The organism is Acinetobacter sp. NBRC 110496, from assembly GCF_000876115.1.
Lineage (GTDB): Bacteria > Pseudomonadota > Gammaproteobacteria > Pseudomonadales > Moraxellaceae > Acinetobacter.
The window spans coordinates 23,401-40,142 of sequence record NZ_BBTF01000035.1 but is presented as its reverse complement, the minus strand read 5'-3'; the positions used below and the strand labels follow the sequence as shown (position 1 = coordinate 40,142).

Below are 16,742 nucleotides of genomic sequence, written 5' to 3'. Positions count from 1 at the left end.
GATCATTGAACCATATGATGCTAACCATCGATGTATCCAAAGATATATCGAAATTTACTTAGGCTAAAGTTACGCCAATAATTATTTTTGAGCTATGATGAATCCCCTTAGTCCCCCCCCTAACATTCAAGATGAAAGTTTAACAAAAAGAGTTGGTTCTCAAGAAACTTATGAGCTTAAAGTATTTAACGAAAATGAAGCATATCGTCAACTTGAAATCATTCTGCTCATTTTGTATTTAGAAAAAAATGGAACAAAACCGATCTACTTACCGCATCAAAAAAAGCAAAATACTTATACTATTGTTGATAAAAATATACATGAGTCACTTAGAAGAATTGATCCTCATTACCTTGAAGATAAAACTTGCACAAGTCCTGAAGTGGACTTATTTCGCAAGGTACTGAAAGAAAATATAACGCTTCATCATTTAACAGTTAGTCAGAGTGATTTTTGGATTCGAAGTCATAATGATGCTATTGCCCTAGCACCCAACCAATTTATTTTAAAAGCTGAAATTTTAAATGAATTTTGCCATCAGATTTCCTGTTCAATTGCAAGCGATACAAGCTATCAAAAAGCATCCCAATTACGCCAAGAAAAAAGTATTAATCAGAATAAGAAGATCAAACGACTTGTTCGAAAATTATTTAATACATTCAGAAAATTACTTGTCATTAAAATGGATTTTTTCATCCATCCTGATCATACAGTCCCACTTGAATTACTAAAAATTTACTTGCGGGCGTTCATCAAAAAACTTCACGCACCAAATGATAAAGTCCCACCGATTGTTGGTTTTGTTTGGAAATTAGAATACTCAGACTTGAAGAGATACCACTATCACTTCCTATTTTTTATGGATGCAAATGAGTTTACAGAAAATCATAACTTTGCCGATAAACTTGGTGAATTATGGCAAAGCATAACCTTAAAAAAAGGGGTTTATCAAAACTTCAAGCATGACAAGCCTGTTGGTAAAAATCTTGCTATCGGCGTTATCACTCATGATGACCAAGAAAAAATTGACGCATTGCACCTAATGATAGATCACATCACCAAGACAGAGCAGTTTATTATCGAAAAGGGTCAAACTAATCAACGAACATTTGGCTACAGTACTCGTAAGTATGCAACAAGATAAATCAAGTAATTTACAATGATTTAGCTAGATTTATTGCAGAAGAGTAATTGAAAATACTTTAGAATCTACTTCCATCAAGGGCGTAATACTATCAGCTTAAACAACAGGGTTTTCATGAATACACCAATAAACCAATTAAGTTTGATGACATCCCATGATCAAATACATTTTTGCGTAAATGTATATAACCTTTCTATTATGCACAAAATTTCAGCAATAATCACAAACCCAAGTTATAGTGCATTCAAACAAAAAACGACTAAACATGGTAAGCATTATGTCTGTAAATCTCCACAAACCTACGAAGTATATGAACTTTTACAAAATTTTCCTGGCATAAGCCAAGTGTTTCTCAAGCATAAATTTTACAAACTTAGTCAAAGTGTAAAAGCATTACATAAAGCTTATTCAGATTTAGGACCTAAATTAGGTAGACCAATCAATCCTTTATTTTTACCTAATGAGCAATATATACAAGACATCTTACCTATTGTAGATTCTTTTGAAAAAGAACTAAAAAAAGACTCAACGACTCGGATAGCAATGGAGGATCGACTTCAACGCTTAGAGCTTATTAATGAGTCAAAAAAAGAAAATGCTCGAGTGATGAAAAAGCTTTTCAAAACCCAGCAACGATTTAACCTTAATATTTTTACATATGTATTCGATATGAATAAATGTGAGTTCCGCGATAAATCATTTATTGAGCAAGGGCTTACAAAACAGATTTCACAAATGATTGATAAATTTTATGATAATTATCAAACTGAAATTTTAGATTTATTTTTCCGTGTTCAACGTGATTTATCAAATAACTATGTACTTACTGTATATAGTGCTACTGAACGTGAATGCAAACCACTCTCGATGAAAGAGTTCATCCCACTAAGAAATGGCAGTTATCTCATCGTTTCACCGCATACAAATATTATATTAACTGCCCATGAAGTTGATTATCCGATGGATATTCAAGATGTCGAGGGTACAAATGAAAAAACATGGAAAGCAATCTTCGGAGAAATCCTTTTCAAATACCACTATTTCTATTATGAATCAGAATATGTTTCACCAAAATTCATTTACAAAAATTGTGGCACAAACTCTAAATAGATGGACTGAATACCATTTTTTAATCCTTAAGAATTAGTATATAAAATACATAATTGCACTCAACCTGTATTCAATAAAATTTCCTTCAATATTTCAGGTTGATTCCTTAACTCATGGATGATGGTTTCAGCAATGTATCCACCACTGTAAGGCATTTTATACCCAAATTTTTCCATCTCTTTAGACGGGTATTTTGCCTTGAGTACCTGATTCAATTTTTTTAGCTCCATCTGTAATTTTTCTATTTTTTTAGCTGCTGAAGCAGTAGTTATTTTTCTAGTTATACCCTCTAGCTCGACAATGGCTTGCTTCGCTGACTGCTTATGCCACCCTAGTTTATCAAGCATTTCTTGCTTAAGCACGAGTTCAGACTTAATCCACTGAATATCGTATTCCTCAAAAGCTTTGTCCAGATCAACAAGCACAGAGTTAACTGCTTGATTTAAAGTCTTCCATTTACCATGACGTGCCACTTGTTCCCGTAAAATACGATATATAATTTCACGTCTTGGGTATAAATGCTTGTCGTAACGAGCTTTGACTGCAATGATAGCCTTTGCACTTTTCGCAAGTGTAGGGTTCTGAATAAACTCCAATCCACCAAGCATTTGCACAGAAGCAATTAAAATATCTGAATATTGCCTTTGAAAAATTTTGGCAGGCAAGTTATTTACTTCAACCCTTAATGTATTAAGTTGTATTAAAAGCTCAGCGAGCTGAGATGGTTTGAAGGGAATATTCAAATCAGCCCCCATCATTTCAGCAAAAGAAATTCTTTCCTCATTTACTGAAAAATCATTCTGCTGCATTCTTTTTATGATTTTTTCTTTTTTATCTATGCATGATTGATTCTCCGTTGCAGTTGATTCATCATCCAACTCACACTGATAGTAGTAGCAAAAGTTTAACCATATATCCTGCTCAAGCAGCTCTACGTTTGATAATTTTTTATTATTCACAAGTTATTAAATTACAGATAATTAGATAGCATAATACTACTATTTTTTTTAGATGCACGTACTGCTCTACTTTAAATCTTTTCTAAATTTTATAGTGACCTCATCAACAAACAGAACTAATCACTTAAAAATACGCGTTGCTCTCTGACCTGTATTTAAAGCTAGAAACTAGTTCTTTCATCTAATTGTTATGACTACAAAAGGATCAAAGGTATGGGCTACTTAACATCTAAAGAAATTCGCCACAAACTTAAAAATTGCTCTCCTTCAACATTATGGCGTTACCAACAACCTAATCAAAAAATGTTCGAACAACCGATGCCACAACCTATTAAAAAATGTGCTGGCTCTTCTAGTCTTTGGGATGAAGAAATGTTTAATGAATGGCTACTCAAATATTTCAATAACAACCAAATGAGTAATCTGTCTAGCTAGACAGATTACTTAACTTTTTCCACCATTTTTTATAAGCTTTAGACATCTCTTTTTGATAATCATAATAGTCATATGTCCCCTGTTCTCCTGGCATCACATGTCCAACCATCAGTTCCGCAACATCCCTACTCGTAAACGCACTGAAATTTGTCCTAGCTGTACGCCGTAAATCATGCATAGACCAATGATCCATTTCAATTTTATAATTCTTCCTTGCAAATTGCATGAAGTTATAAGGGGTATCTGTTGCCCACTACGCCCCATTGGCTCTTTGCCATTTTCATGTGGGAAAATGTATTCAGAATTACTCAAATCAATTGCCGACTGAAGCCACGGTTTGATCTCATCAATAATAGGTCGAACAATGTCCCCTTTACTTTCTCCTGTCTTATGATTTTCATACGGTACTGTCCATGTATTTTTACTAAAATCAAAATCTGATTTCCGTGCAAGCCTCAACTCACTATATCGATTACCATAAAACAAACATAACTTGAGAAATAAAACATTCCTTAATGATGTTCTAGACTCATCACAAATTTTAAAAATTAAAGATAACTCATCATCTTGTAATACTCGAACAGTTTTATTTTTCTTAATATTCAAGTCACGTTTTCCAGTGATATGTCTTATGGGGTTTTGCTCAATTAATTTTCGATTGATCCCCCAATCCAAACACTGCTTTGTATTCGTAAGAATGCGATCAGTTATCGATGGTGACTGTTTAAATTGCTCTTCTAGTAAATCTAACCACATATGTAATGTGATTTGCTCAGCAGGTATGCTACCTAACTTTGGGAAAACATAAAGTTCAAATGATCTCAAATATTGATCTGCATTCTTTTTATTAGGAATACTATATTTCGCATGCCACTCACGAAATAACGCTTCAAAAGTTATAGCCTCTGTGATCTTGTGAAGCTCTATCTTTTTATGAATACGTGGGTCATGTCCCTTTTCTAAAATTGCTTTCATTTTCTGCAATTCAATACGAGCTTCTTTAAGGCTCATATTTGGATAGGTTCCCAAGTCTAAACGAGCTTGCTTATCGTTATATCGAAAACGCATCTGAAAAGTGAGCTTTCCTTTTTGCGATACACGAACGCTCAATCCATCTTGATCAGGCTCTGTATGTATAGCTGAACGTTCACGATCTAGATTCTTCTTAAGCCAAGTATCTGTTAAAGGCATTTTACTCCACCTGTGTACATATTTTTTTCAAGTAGCTAATTCTAGAAAATATGTACACACATATGTACACAAACATACTGACTAGACTTGAAATCTATTGAACGGGGTTGAAAGATATGTCAGATAAAGAATAGCAATATTTTTATACTTTTACAGCACTTACGATGATTTTATTATTATATTTGAAATAGGTTGAATGAGCTTGAATAGATATCAAATATTTGGGTGGGAAATAATCGCAAAGGTGCGACGCTGGGCAACCTGTGCCGCTAATTCATCTTTAAACATGCTAAAAATCTACAATTTGTGCACCCACCTGTATCTGCAAACGATGGCAAGAACAGAGGGCATGCGAAAGAATTTAAAATTGGCGCAATTGTAGCAGATTTACAGAACATATTGATCGATTGTTGATATGTCTTAAGTTATCCACAAAAGAAAACTTTTTTGCACAACAAGACCTGCTAACGAAATCAAAGCACGTGAAAAAATGACTCGATTTGATCCAACTTGGCTAGGCAGTGGCGAGATTTTCTCGGTCTATTTATAGCGATACCCCTTGAGACAAGCTTTTGAGCCGTCTTCTTAATAGCTCACAATAATGCACAAGCTCAAACATGAATTTCATTCACTTTGGACTTAGATTAAATCATTTTTATTCAGCTAATGATTACGGTATAAATCACTCTATACAGAAATTCAGATTTATCTCAGAAATTAGGGTGGCAGATTAAAATGAGTAAAGCATTTAATTTTACGATCAAGAGTATTCGTTTTGACGAGAACTATCAGCCTTCAAACAATACCCGTATCACAACCAACTTTGCCAATTTGGCTCGTGGTCAAAGCCGCCAAGAAAATCTGCGTAATACCCTAAAAATGATCGACAATCGTTTCAATAGCTTAGCGCATTGGGATAATCCAGCCGCTGACCGCTATGCGGTCGAACTTGAGATTATTTCTGTAGAGATGAATATTGATGCTGGCAGCACGAGCAATGCATTGCCTTTAATTGAAATTTTAAAAACCAGTATTGTTGATCACAAAACCAATCAACGTATTGAAGGCATTGTGGGCAACAACTTCTCTTCTTATGTGCGTGACTATGATTTCAGTGTGTTATTGCTTGATCATAATAAAAATCAGTCGGGATTCAGCACACCAGAGAATTTTGGCGACTTGCATGGCAATCTATTCAAGAGTTTTGTCAATTCAGAGACCTATCAGCAACACTTTAAAAAACAGCCAGTGATCTGTCTCAGTGTTTCGAGCAGTAAGGTCTATCAGCGTACTGCCAATCAACATCCAGTCTTGGGTGTGGAATATGAGCAAGATGAATATTCATTAACGGATGAGTATTTCCAGAAAATGGGCTTAAAGGTGCGTTATTTCATGCCGCCAAACAGTGTTGCGCCGTTGGCTTTCTATTTCTCTGGTGATTTGCTTCGCGATTACACCAATCTGGAATTGATCAGTACCATCAGCACCATGGAAAGCTTCCAGAAAATCTATCGCCCTGAAATTTATAATGCCAATTCAGCGGCCGGAAAATCGTATCAACCGAGTTTGAAGCATCAAGACTACTCACTGACTCGCATTGTGTATGACCGAGAAGAACGTAGTCGTTTGGCGATTGAGCAAGGGAAGTTTGTTGAAGAACAATTCATCAAGCCTTACCAAGCCATTCTGGAACAGTGGTCTGACCGCTACTCTGAAAAAAGCGACTCGCAAACAAGTTACGTACACTAATTTATTGAAAATATAAGGTTATTCATGATGAAAAGATTATTACCAACGTCGACTGCGGGCAGCTTACCAAAACCGTCTTGGCTGGCAGAACCTGAAAAGCTTTGGTCACCATGGAAATTGCAAGAGCAAGGCTTGATTGAAGGCAAACAGGATGCATTACGTTTGTCTTTGCATGAGCAGCAAGTGGCAGGCATTGATATTGTCAGCGATGGCGAGCAAACTCGTCAGCATTTTGTGACGACATTTATTGAACACCTTACCGGTGTTGATTTTGAGAAGCGCGAAACTGTACGCATCCGTAATCGTTATGATGCCAGTGTACCAACTGTTGTGGGTGCAGTATCACGTCAAAAGCCTGTGTTTGTTGAAGATGCCAAGTTTTTACGTCAGCAAACCAATCAACCGATTAAATGGGCGTTGCCAGGCCCGATGACCATGATTGATACGCTGTATGATGCGCATTATAAAAGTCGTGAAAAACTGGCATGGGAATTTGCCAAAATCCTGAATGAAGAAGCCAAAGAATTAGAAGCAGCAGGTGTGGATATCATTCAGTTCGATGAGCCTGCCTTTAATGTGTTCTTTGATGAAGTGAATGACTGGGGTGTTGCAACCTTGGAACGTGCACTGGAAGGACTGAAGTGTGAAACTGCGGTGCATATTTGCTATGGTTACGGCATCAAAGCCAATACCGACTGGAAAAAGACCCTCGGTTCAGAATGGCGTCAATATGAAGAAGCTTTTCCAAAGCTACAGCAGTCAAAAATTGATATCATCTCACTCGAATGCCACAACTCACGTGTGCCGATGGATTTGATTGAGCTGATTCGTGGCAAGAAAGTGATGGTGGGTGCGATTGACGTAGCAAGCAATACCGTTGAAACACCAGAAGAAGTGGCCAATACACTACGTAAGGCACTTCAATTTGTGGATGCGGATAAGCTCTATCCATCAACCAACTGTGGTATGGCGCCTTTAGCGCGTGATGTTGCACGTGGCAAACTGAATGCATTAAGTGCAGGTGCAGAAATTGTTCGTCAAGAACTCTAAGCCCTGTACGCACTGATCGTGTATGGAGTAAAGGGTGACACTTGCTCGCCCTTCTTCTCCCAATATTCGGGTTTAATTGAGGAATAAAGTGATGGTCGAAGCAACAGACTTTAGAGATGCAATGTCTTTATTAACCAGTGCAGTCAGTGTGATTACCACGACAGGCATGTCTGGTCGTTATGGCTTTACTGCATCTGCTGTATGTAGCGTCACTGATACCCCTCCGACCTTATTGGTCTGCATGAATAAAGCATCAAGTTCGCATGTACATTTTGTCGACAATAAAATCCTCAGCGTGAATGTGTTAAGTGCCCAGCATCAGCATATTTCTAAAGCGTTCTCATCGAAACTGAGTCCAGAAGAGCGCTTTAAACATGGCGTGTGGTCAGAGCTAGAAACCGGTGCACCTGTTTTGGAGGATGCCTTGGTAAATTTCGATTGCGAGATTGAGCAGATTCAGGAAGTGGGAACGCATACGATTTTTATTTGTCGTATCGTCGCAATTCAGCAGGGTGAACATGAGCATAGTCTGGTGTATTTTAATCGTGCTTATCATCATGTCGGGCAGACAGAAACCGTTTAAATCTCCTTCCCCCTATTTTGTGGCTCTATTGATTTAAACCAATTCTTCCAAGAGCTCGTTGCCCGTGTCTCGATGGACACGGCTGGAATCAATTCTGTTTTCAGCAGCTCCGTTTGACCAACCGCCTTTGCCAGTCTAGCCTTGACAGAGTGAATACATTCTCGATCGCCAAACTCACAGCGATCTAAACTCGTTCCACCACATGGCCCATTGGCCAAACCTTTCGGGCAGGTTTCCGGACAAATATATAATGTTTCACTTAAACGACATTGCCCACAACTATCACACCCAACCGCATAATGCTTGCTGAAATGTTCAACCTTTAATAAAAGATGGCTGGCTTTGGGGCGCTCCCAAAAAGCGGCTTTAAACACAAAACGGCCAAGCTGCAGCGCCGCATTAGAGCTAAAGAAAACACCATGCAGGAGTTGCATATTTTTATATTTTAAAATTTGAGCGCTGGTTACTTTCTTACGAACAATCTCAACCTTTGGCTGAAACACGCGATGGGTCGTCGTTTGCCACAGCTGATACCAAAGCTGCTCACACTCAGTCAGCGATAAGTGTTGATACTGCTGTAATGCCTGTTCAAGTTGAGCCTGTTCTTGCTGTTTATGGCATGAGGATAAATGTACGCCTTTATAACCAAGATGCTTACAGATCAAAATTTGCAAGGCACAACGTGCATATACATTTTTTTCAGCCTGAGCTGAATCACCCTGATTTTCTTGCTCCAGTACCTTTAAGATATGCTCAGAAATCACAATGCCAGCCACCTGATGGCGCAGCATAAACTGTGCTCGACGCAAAGTCAGTGGCATCACACAGGCAATCAAGGGAAAATCAGGATAATCGAGTGCTAATATGGCTTGAGCGTGCTTAGTCTGCTCTAGGTCAAAACCCAATTGGGTAATTACAAAATCTGCTCCTGCCCTAATCTTTTTATGGAGTTTGAAATACTGTGCATCACGCTCTGCTTCGGTATATTTAAATGGATTAAATGCGACACCAATATGAAACGTCTTGCGTTTTTTCGCTGCGATGACTGCATTCACCGATTCTAAATAGCGTGTCCGATCCGTTGCTAGCCCCTGACCAGAGGAATGCTTTTTAAGCTTATCACCTGTGAGCAATAACAGATTTTGCTGCCCTGCTTGCTCAGCCTGATCCAAGAATGTTTCAAACTCGGCAATATCTCTGCCCTTGCCTGAAAAATGTAATAATTTTTCAATTGTTTCAGGATAATGCTGTGCAAATTCAATCGGTGCAGGATCTTCATCAGTTTGCACCCGATCAGCCAACGTCATCATTGCAGGAAAGCCCGCAATTGATTGTGGTACAGGCAGAATACTTTGAGTAGAACATAAGTATTCGACTAAAATACAGAAGCGATCTTGAGCTAAGTGCTGAGCGAATAGAGACAACATAGAAAGGAGATAAATAACAAGGCAGGATGGCGATCCCAAACTACTAGTATAATTTATCTATTTAGAAAATAAAGTGTCCCTCAATAGGTCTGAAGCGCCGACAAGTACACAAATTTCGAAGTCTGCTTAGGTCATTTTCAAACCTTTCATTGTGAATGGAGCTATTTTACTGAGAACAACGCAGTCAGCATGTTCAACTTTAGCTTGTACAATGATTGGGGTAGGATGGGTGTCGTCTCATCAAAAAGCGAACCTTTTCTCACTGCAATAAGAGTAAAAATATGTCACAACAAGATTATGAAAATGGCTTAAAAGTGCGTACCGAAGTTATGGGTGAATCCTTTGTCAAACGTGCGCAGGACAATACTGTACCCTTCACTCAACCTTTACAGGACTGGATTAATGAGCATGCTTGGGGTTCAACTTGGCAACGTGAAGGTGTACTACCCCGTAAATACCGCTCTTTGGTGACGATTGCATTTTTAACTGCATTGAAGAGTCCAACCGAGCTTAAAGGCCATATTCGTGGCGCATTGAATAATGGTGCAACAGTCGAAGAAATTCAGGAAGTATTACTACACAGCTTGCCCTATTGTGGAGCGCCAGCAACCCAGGAAGCCTTTAGAGCTGCACTGGAAGTTATTAATGAGTTTCAAGAATAGAACCAGCCTCAGTACTTCTAGGTTGATGTATAAAGCCCGTGATCTACATTTGGGCTTTGTACAGCAGTTTCATCATTGGAAATAATGATTCTTCACAATTTCGATAAACGCATTTGCTTCATCCACACCAATCTGCTGAGACTTGATCACCCCGACTTGCAATGAAAGAGAGAAATCATTCAGTTCAACAATTTCCAGATCATCATGCTGTAACACAAAGCTATCGAAGAAAGATTTCGGATAAAGTCCCAGACCTTCCCCCCTCAAAATACTTTGCAATTGAAGTTCAATACCAAAAATCTCTTTATTAATATAAAACCCCAGTTTTCGGTCATATAAGAGTTGAGCCAAACTTTCTCTAAAACAGCAACCATCAGGATGAAGGATCCAGCCTCGTTTGCTACACATTTCTAAATTATGATATTTACTGGCTTCACCTTTTCTCGTCACAATCACAAAAGGAAGTGTGCCTAACTCAAAGAATGCTATATCGCTGATTAAACCAAGATTTGATGGAATCATCAACGCAGCCAGATCTATGTCCCCTTCATAGACTTGCTGTATCAGACTGCATCCCCACCCACTATAAATATCAATCTCATAATACGAGCTCAACTTTTTGGATTCATAAACAACATGATCCAAAATGTCATCTATGAATGTTTGTGTAATACCAATCCGAATCTTTTTTTTAACCTCGGTAGCAGCTTCACTGCTAAAGTTTTGAAGTGACTCTAACTGCTTTAAAATAAAACAGCTTTTTAAATAAACTTTTTTCCCTAAACTTGTGAGCTGTAATGGCCTAGTCTTTCGATTAAACAATGTGCCTTTAACAAGCTCCTCGATATTGCTAATACGTTTCGTCACTGTTGACTGATTAACACCAAGCTTTTTAGATGCAATCGTGATTGACTGATGATCAACGACATATATAAAAGTTTTTAAGTCCCTAATATCCAAAACTTTATACCTCAAATTGAATTATTTTAAATATTTTCTAAACTGACAAGGCGAACATCCTGTCCATCCTCTAAATGCACGTGTAAAAGCACTATGCTCTGTATAGCCCAGTGTGTATGCAATATCACACAAACTTACATTTTCGTTTTTCAATAAAAATAATGCCTTTTCATGTCGTATTTGCTTGACCAATAATTTGAATTCTTCGCCTTCACTTCTTATTCTTTTCGATAATACCCTGGGTGTTAGTCTCATTTTTTTTGCGACTTTGATTAAATATGGCTCGCCTTCTGACAAGGTATGACCAATTTGCAGATTTACTTTTTCAATAAAGTCGATTGTTGCCTCGATCTTACGTGGACATGATGCAAAAAAGGCTTGCAAGCAAAGCTCATCAAACTTTTTAGAAACCGTAACTGAATCAAATAGGTCACTGGAAAATAAAGCATATTTATAAAAATCGTCTATGTTTGGCTCGAATATGCAATGCACATTATCCATATTAAATTGAGTAGTTAAGCACCTGATCTCATTGGAAAAATCAAGTACCGCTAAATCTTGGTCGACTATCTCGCATCGATATATCAAAATAATTCTAAAATGCTCGACAGATAGGTTATTAATGAGGGAAAAGAACTTATCAACTTCTAAAAGAAAAAAAATAACTGCGTGTTTTAAATCTTTATTCCCGACCTCAATAAGGTGCAGCTTTATATTTTTCCCATGCTGTGAGAAAGTATGAAACATATAATCCATCTCATATTTCAATTCATTCAAGCTTATCAAACCTTAGTCTTAATTTTTTAACACATTAAACTCTTTAAATAATCATTTTAGGAAAATTAAACAAACAGATCATTTAGAGCTGCTTGTTTAATTAACAATCAAATCAATGAGCCTGTCATACAGATAAAATGACAAGATTTTTACTTAAAACTAAGTCATTTCCTGCTGGCATTCATGTTCTTTCCAAGATAATTTCTCTACTTTATAGGCTCGATCGAAATCAATGCGTAACTGACAACGTTTATATTGTTGCGTATTAGGGATACGGATATCCAAGACATAATTCCACGTTTTGACCAGCATCACGCCTTCATTAAAATGCGGATTTCCTAAAATATGACGGAGCTGGTCTTTATTCATGCCCACACTTAAACGTGCAACATCATCGACTTCATAGCGTTTCACCAATTTAAGATAACTCTGATTGACTGCTGGAAAAGTGACATCCTGCGTATGTTTGGCGTCTACCTTACCATTCGCTTGGCTTAGCAATACAACACTCAATAGTGTGGTCATGATCAAAATCTGCATCTTCTTCATCTTTTTTCTCACTTTATTATGGTTTAAACCAAAGAGAGTCCAGAGGACTCCCCTGACTTAAAATCAATCAAATACACCGCTTAGACCGATACGGAAACTCGGATCGCCCTGCGAAGCAGCAGCAACGCCTGTAGTCAATGACCAGCGACCATTATCCGCTGTCTTACGCAGTGTTACACCGACAGCATTTTCACCACCGTGATAAGCCGCTCCAACTGCATAAGTATATTTGCCAGAGATATATGGTGCTGTTTCAAGTGCCATCGCTGCGGCTACCCCAGCATTGGCATGCTTTTTAACATCATCAATCCGTTGATTGGTGTCATAAAATGCTTGCTGCATTTGGTCACCAAGATTTGTGATCCGATCACCTAATGCTTGATCGGCATTGTTTAAAGCATTGAGTGCATCACCGACATTGTCATGTTTTCCACCAGCAACCTCGTAGTTCGGTGGTGTCCATCCACTCACAGGATCATAGCCTGCACCACCACCCAATGCTTTGCCCACATTTTCATAGGACTGGTGCAATTGACTACCATTAATTGCATCTTTTGAATCTGGTGCAATTGTACCTTCAGAAACACCCGTGACCTTCCGACGTCCAGCATCAATACCAGCTTTGGTCATGCTTGGACCTTCGGCGATACGCACACCATCTGCGGCAATCGTGGTTCCTTCATTCCCCCCCACATTGACCTGATTGGCAGTTGTTACACTATCGACCTTAATATCTTTGGCTAAGCCGACTTCATAGTCCTTGCTACCATCTGCCTTGGTCGTTGGCGTGACTGAAATATTGCCATCTTTATTGCTCACCGTCGATTTAGCTGCTGCAGCCGCACCTCGGACTGAGTTGATCGCATCATTAATGTTGTTTTGACCTGTGCCACCAACATTACTGGTCGTGATTGATCCATCTGGATTCACTGTGGCATTGCCACCCACCACATTTTTCACACTATCCGCAACACCATGTAACTGACCGCCATTAATGGCATCTTGTGATCCCGCAGCAACCGTACCATCCGCTACGCCTGTGACTTTATTGTCTCCTGCATTGATACCAGCTTTGGTCACGCTTGGGCCACCTGTAATGTGCAAGCCATCCCCATCAACTTTAGTACCACCTGCTGTCACACTATCAACATTTATGTCCTTCGCTAAACCAACTTTATAATCCGTACTACCGTCCGCATTGGTACTACGATTAATCGTAATATTCTCATCACCCTCCGCCTTGCTGACCGTGGTTTTGGCTGCTTGTGCCGCTTTACCCACTGCACCAATTGCATCATTGATATTGTCTTTGCCTGTTCCACCAATGTTACTGGTGTTGATCGTACCGTCCGGATTGACTGTGGTATTGCCACCTATTGCATTCGATACACTATCTGACACGCCTTTTAATTGGCTGCCATTGATGGCATCTTGTGAATCAGATGCAACTCGGCCAGCTGCGACGCCCCCTATCACCGTATTGCCTGCATTAATGCCACCCGCAGTAATTCGTGGCCCTATACGATTGCCGATTGAGTCAACAAAACCGAGCCCGTCCTGACCAAGAACAGTGGTATTTCCTACTTGGTCTTTTAGACTTACTCCTTTAGCTGTCAGGATGGTTTCATTACCATCTGCATCTGTTGCTGTCACACTGTCAAATTTCACATCCTTGCTTTGTAGATTCCAGCCTTTATCCAACTCAGTGATGGCATCGCCAACATTGCTCAGGTTATTGCCATTGACGCTATAGTTTGGTGCACTGACCGTACCATCCGGATTGACAACTGAGCCACCGCCTAGATGATTAGCTGTGGATTCTGCAAGGTTTCCTAAGGCTTGTTGTGTCGAATAAAGCTGAGAACCATTAATTGCATCGGTACTTGTTTCGCTGACACGACCAGCTGCCACATTGGTCACTTGACGTTCATTACCAGCACTACCCACACTAACCACACTGCTTGGGCTTGTACCTGCATAGTTATAAGTGACACCACCTACCGTACCATTGGCAGTTGGATTGGCTGCATCAGTCACAGAGCCCGAGCCCAATGCAACGTCACTGGCATTGGCTGCCGTTGCACCCGAACCAAGCGCTATACCACGCACTGCCTGTGCACTCGCATTATCGCCCAATGCGATTGCACCTGCCGCCGCTGCCACAGAAGTATGTCCTAATGCCACAGAACCTTGACCGATGGCCTGATTTTCATAACCGAGTGCAACTGCACCATTCGCTGCAGTATTTCCTGCAGTGTCGCCTGCTGCTCTATTGTTTTTACCTAGTGCAACAGCTCCATCTCCATTCACGACGTTCGGATCACCTATTGCAACAGCACCATCACCTGTCGCTGTTTGAGCTCGCCCGATTGCAACTGCACCACCTATACCAGTTCTAGAATTGGCTGTGGTGCCATCCGAACCAATCGCAATATTTTTTCCAGTTGCACCAGTAGTGACACTATTCCCCATAGCAATATTATCGCCACCCGATCCTGCAGCTGTCGCGGCATTACGTCCAATGGCAATATCATTATTACTTATTCCTTTTGCACCTGTCCCTAATGCAATGCTATCCATTCCAATTGCATTGGGTGCCGTAGCGGTATCATTCTGCGCCCCACCCGTGCTACTGCCAATCGCTATACCACGTACTCCTGTTGTAGTTGCGGAGTTTCCTAAAGCAATCCCTCCTGTCGCTCCAGCTGCCACTGTCGCTGTATTACCCTGTGCAATTGCAAAATCAGCCAGTGCCTGTGTACCACGCCCCATGGCAATACCCGTATTACCACTAGCAATATTATTCACCCCAATTGCGGTACTACTTATCCCTTTTGAAATATCATTACCAATACCAATACCTGTATTGTATGCTTGACTTGCCAAGTTACCCTGACCAATCACAACATTATAACCTGCAAGAGCAGGATCGCTGGCCGCCGTAATGCTGTTATTACTCCCTATTGCAGTTCCTGCGCCACGATTGGTTATTTTATTGTTTTGACCAACGGCAGTACCTCGACTGAGTACATTATCTCTACCGTCTGGATATACATTAGTTGCCCCAGCTACATTACTGCGACGGTCTGCCAACCGTTGCTGCATGCCAATATCTGTCCCTGTTACTTCACTGCCAGCACCAATTGCAACAGATTCAAGTGTACTTGCATTGGTTCGTGTTCCAACAGCAACAGAGTCCTCTGCCGCATTTGCAGATGTACCAGGGTCATAGTTCCGAATTCCTGAAGCACTTCCAATTGCTACCCCATGCTTGCCTGAAACTGTAGCTGAAAAGCCCAAGGCTATCCCTCCAGTTGCCCCTCGCTGCACTGTTGCAACATTTCCTTGGGCAATTGAGTAATCTGCATCGGCATAACTTTGACGTCCAAAAGCAATGGACGTTTGCCCTGTAACACGGTTTGCAACTCCAATCGCAATACTGTTAGTACCAACTCCTGTACCATCGGTTGAAGCAGCAGCATCGTCCACAATCTGGTTACCAATCCCCATTAATGTATTATAGCCGCCAGTCCACACTGTACTATTACCTTGGCCCATCAATACATTATGAAAATTAGAACTCGAGTTGGAAACATTAGATGAACCGAAAGTTGTCGCTCCACCAGCTCCTCTGATAATATTTTGCCGACCAACTGCAGTTGATGAACCAAATACTCCTCCAGTATCACCTACGGGCACTCCTGGTGCATAACCCACATCTGTTGTACCTCTTCGGTTAACAATCTGCTGTTGAAATCCGGCATTCGTACCACTGATATTATTACCACAGCCAACTGCTGTGCCGTTGTCTCCATTGACTGAAGCCTGTCCTCCCGTACCACACTGAGCCCCCGTTGGTGAAATCGCCATACTGCTGCCATTACTATTGTTCACCACCCCTCCATTGGTGTTGGTCGCAGCAAAAGCTCCTGTACTAAAAAAAACCGAGCTTAATGCAAGAGCAATAAGAGTCGGTTTAAGTTGGGCTTGTTGATCTGTAACAGCAGAAGAGTTGATCTTTGTTTTAATTGAGATATTTGTGTTTACATTGCGTTTTTTAGTTGTACCACGTGCATTTTCAGAAACTACAGTCCATAAATTTAGACTCTTATTCCAAACTAAACGATAAATTTTATTCATAATAAG

At 40.0% G+C, this 16,742-nt stretch carries 13 protein-coding genes and 2 pseudogenes; 7 read left to right on the top strand and 8 right to left on the bottom strand.

Going from position 1 to position 16,742, the window contains the following annotated elements:
- The first annotated feature begins 97 nt into the window (after nt 1–97).
- Both Aba26S_RS15095 and Aba26S_RS15090 read left to right on the top strand, forming a co-directional pair.
- Nucleotides 98–1,144 carry an inovirus-type Gp2 protein gene (locus Aba26S_RS15095; protein ID WP_032014126.1) on the top strand — a complete coding sequence of 349 codons (1,047 nt, stop codon included), beginning with the start codon at nt 98–100 and terminating at the stop codon, nt 1,142–1,144.
- 198 nt (nt 1,145–1,342) lie between these two features.
- Complete coding sequence (locus tag Aba26S_RS15090; RefSeq protein ID WP_000549012.1) at nt 1,343–2,254, top strand: hypothetical protein; 912 nt, start codon at nt 1,343–1,345, stop codon at nt 2,252–2,254.
- A 59-nt stretch (nt 2,255–2,313) separates the two neighbouring features.
- On the opposite strand, the gene Aba26S_RS15085 is transcribed toward Aba26S_RS15090, so the two are convergent.
- Nucleotides 2,314–3,213, bottom strand: a complete 900-nt coding sequence (locus tag Aba26S_RS15085; protein WP_001060378.1) for a hypothetical protein — start codon at nt 3,211–3,213, stop codon at nt 2,314–2,316.
- 213 nt (nt 3,214–3,426) lie between these two features.
- On the opposite strand from Aba26S_RS15085, the gene Aba26S_RS15080 reads away from it, so the two are divergent.
- On the top strand, nt 3,427–3,648 hold the full coding sequence (locus Aba26S_RS15080; protein WP_000541019.1) for a hypothetical protein: 222 nt from the start codon (nt 3,427–3,429) through the stop codon (nt 3,646–3,648).
- Here Aba26S_RS15080 and Aba26S_RS15075 read toward each other — a convergent pair.
- Both Aba26S_RS15075 and Aba26S_RS21665 read right to left on the bottom strand, forming a co-directional pair.
- Nucleotides 3,641–4,839 (bottom strand): annotated as a pseudogene (locus Aba26S_RS15075) (tyrosine-type recombinase/integrase). The gene Aba26S_RS15080 and the pseudogene Aba26S_RS15075 sit on opposite strands and share 8 nt — an antisense overlap.
- 219 nt (nt 4,840–5,058) lie before the next feature.
- Nucleotides 5,059–5,127 (bottom strand): annotated as a pseudogene (locus Aba26S_RS21665) (hypothetical protein); the annotation flags it as partial.
- A 447-nt stretch (nt 5,128–5,574) separates the two neighbouring features.
- On the opposite strand from Aba26S_RS21665, the gene Aba26S_RS15070 reads away from it, so the two are divergent.
- The 3 genes from Aba26S_RS15070 (at nt 5,575) to Aba26S_RS15060 (ending at nt 8,221) form a co-directional block, all read left to right on the top strand.
- A complete protein-coding gene (locus Aba26S_RS15070) occupies nt 5,575–6,588 on the top strand; it encodes a DUF1852 domain-containing protein (RefSeq protein ID WP_043973106.1) in 1,014 nt (337 codons plus the stop codon).
- A gap of 27 nt (nt 6,589–6,615) precedes the next feature.
- The gene (locus Aba26S_RS15065) at nt 6,616–7,638 is read left to right on the top strand and encodes a methionine synthase (protein WP_043973104.1); all 1,023 of its coding nucleotides are present in this window, start codon (nt 6,616–6,618) and stop codon (nt 7,636–7,638) included.
- A gap of 91 nt (nt 7,639–7,729) precedes the next feature.
- Complete coding sequence (locus tag Aba26S_RS15060; protein ID WP_043973103.1) at nt 7,730–8,221, top strand: flavin reductase; 492 nt, start codon at nt 7,730–7,732, stop codon at nt 8,219–8,221.
- Here Aba26S_RS15060 and Aba26S_RS15055 read toward each other — a convergent pair.
- Complete coding sequence (locus Aba26S_RS15055) at nt 8,218–9,648, bottom strand: methylenetetrahydrofolate reductase C-terminal domain-containing protein (RefSeq protein WP_043973101.1); 1,431 nt, start codon at nt 9,646–9,648, stop codon at nt 8,218–8,220. The two genes, Aba26S_RS15060 and Aba26S_RS15055, sit on opposite strands and share 4 nt — an antisense overlap.
- 281 nt (nt 9,649–9,929) lie before the next feature.
- Between Aba26S_RS15055 and Aba26S_RS15050 the strand changes: the two genes are divergently transcribed.
- Entirely contained in the window at nt 9,930–10,310 is a 381-nt protein-coding gene (locus tag Aba26S_RS15050) for a carboxymuconolactone decarboxylase family protein (protein WP_005239707.1), read from the top strand.
- Nucleotides 10,311–10,382: 72 nt separating this feature from the next.
- On the opposite strand, the gene Aba26S_RS15045 is transcribed toward Aba26S_RS15050, so the two are convergent.
- The 4 genes from Aba26S_RS15045 to Aba26S_RS15030 all read right to left on the bottom strand — a co-directional run bounded on the left by Aba26S_RS15045 (nt 10,383) and on the right by Aba26S_RS15030 (nt 16,736).
- Nucleotides 10,383–11,270, bottom strand: coding sequence for a LysR family transcriptional regulator (locus tag Aba26S_RS15045; RefSeq protein ID WP_043973099.1), 888 nt, complete (start codon nt 11,268–11,270; stop codon nt 10,383–10,385).
- 21 nt (nt 11,271–11,291) lie between these two features.
- Nucleotides 11,292–12,017, bottom strand: coding sequence for an AraC family transcriptional regulator (locus Aba26S_RS15040; RefSeq protein WP_005239710.1), 726 nt, complete (start codon nt 12,015–12,017; stop codon nt 11,292–11,294).
- Between the two features lie 189 nt (nt 12,018–12,206).
- The gene (locus Aba26S_RS15035; RefSeq protein ID WP_043973097.1) at nt 12,207–12,596 is read right to left on the bottom strand and encodes an outer membrane protein assembly factor BamE; all 390 of its coding nucleotides are present in this window, start codon (nt 12,594–12,596) and stop codon (nt 12,207–12,209) included.
- A 63-nt stretch (nt 12,597–12,659) separates the two neighbouring features.
- Entirely contained in the window at nt 12,660–16,736 is a 4,077-nt protein-coding gene (locus tag Aba26S_RS15030) for an ESPR-type extended signal peptide-containing protein (RefSeq protein ID WP_052500229.1), read from the bottom strand.
- Nucleotides 16,737–16,742: the final 6 nt, after the last annotated feature.

Excerpts from the sequence above, each read along its gene's own strand:
- Aba26S_RS15035 (WP_043973097.1), bottom strand. The coding sequence starts at position 12,596 with ATGAAGAAGATGCAGATTTTGATCATGACCACACTATTGAGTGTTGTA.
- Aba26S_RS15050 (WP_005239707.1), top strand. The coding sequence starts at position 9,930 with ATGTCACAACAAGATTATGAAAATGGCTTAAAAGTGCGTACCGAAGTT.
- Aba26S_RS15080 (WP_000541019.1), top strand. The coding sequence starts at position 3,427 with ATGGGCTACTTAACATCTAAAGAAATTCGCCACAAACTTAAAAATTGC.
- Aba26S_RS15030 (WP_052500229.1), bottom strand. The coding sequence starts at position 16,736 with ATGAATAAAATTTATCGTTTAGTTTGGAATAAGAGTCTAAATTTATGG.
- Aba26S_RS15060 (WP_043973103.1), top strand. The coding sequence starts at position 7,730 with ATGGTCGAAGCAACAGACTTTAGAGATGCAATGTCTTTATTAACCAGT.
- Aba26S_RS15095 (WP_032014126.1), top strand. The coding sequence starts at position 98 with ATGAATCCCCTTAGTCCCCCCCCTAACATTCAAGATGAAAGTTTAACA.
- Aba26S_RS15070 (WP_043973106.1), top strand. The coding sequence starts at position 5,575 with ATGAGTAAAGCATTTAATTTTACGATCAAGAGTATTCGTTTTGACGAG.
- Aba26S_RS15090 (WP_000549012.1), top strand. The coding sequence starts at position 1,343 with ATGCACAAAATTTCAGCAATAATCACAAACCCAAGTTATAGTGCATTC.
- Aba26S_RS15065 (WP_043973104.1), top strand. The coding sequence starts at position 6,616 with ATGAAAAGATTATTACCAACGTCGACTGCGGGCAGCTTACCAAAACCG.
- Aba26S_RS15040 (WP_005239710.1), bottom strand. The coding sequence starts at position 12,017 with ATGTTTCATACTTTCTCACAGCATGGGAAAAATATAAAGCTGCACCTT.
- Aba26S_RS15055 (WP_043973101.1), bottom strand. The coding sequence starts at position 9,648 with ATGTTGTCTCTATTCGCTCAGCACTTAGCTCAAGATCGCTTCTGTATT.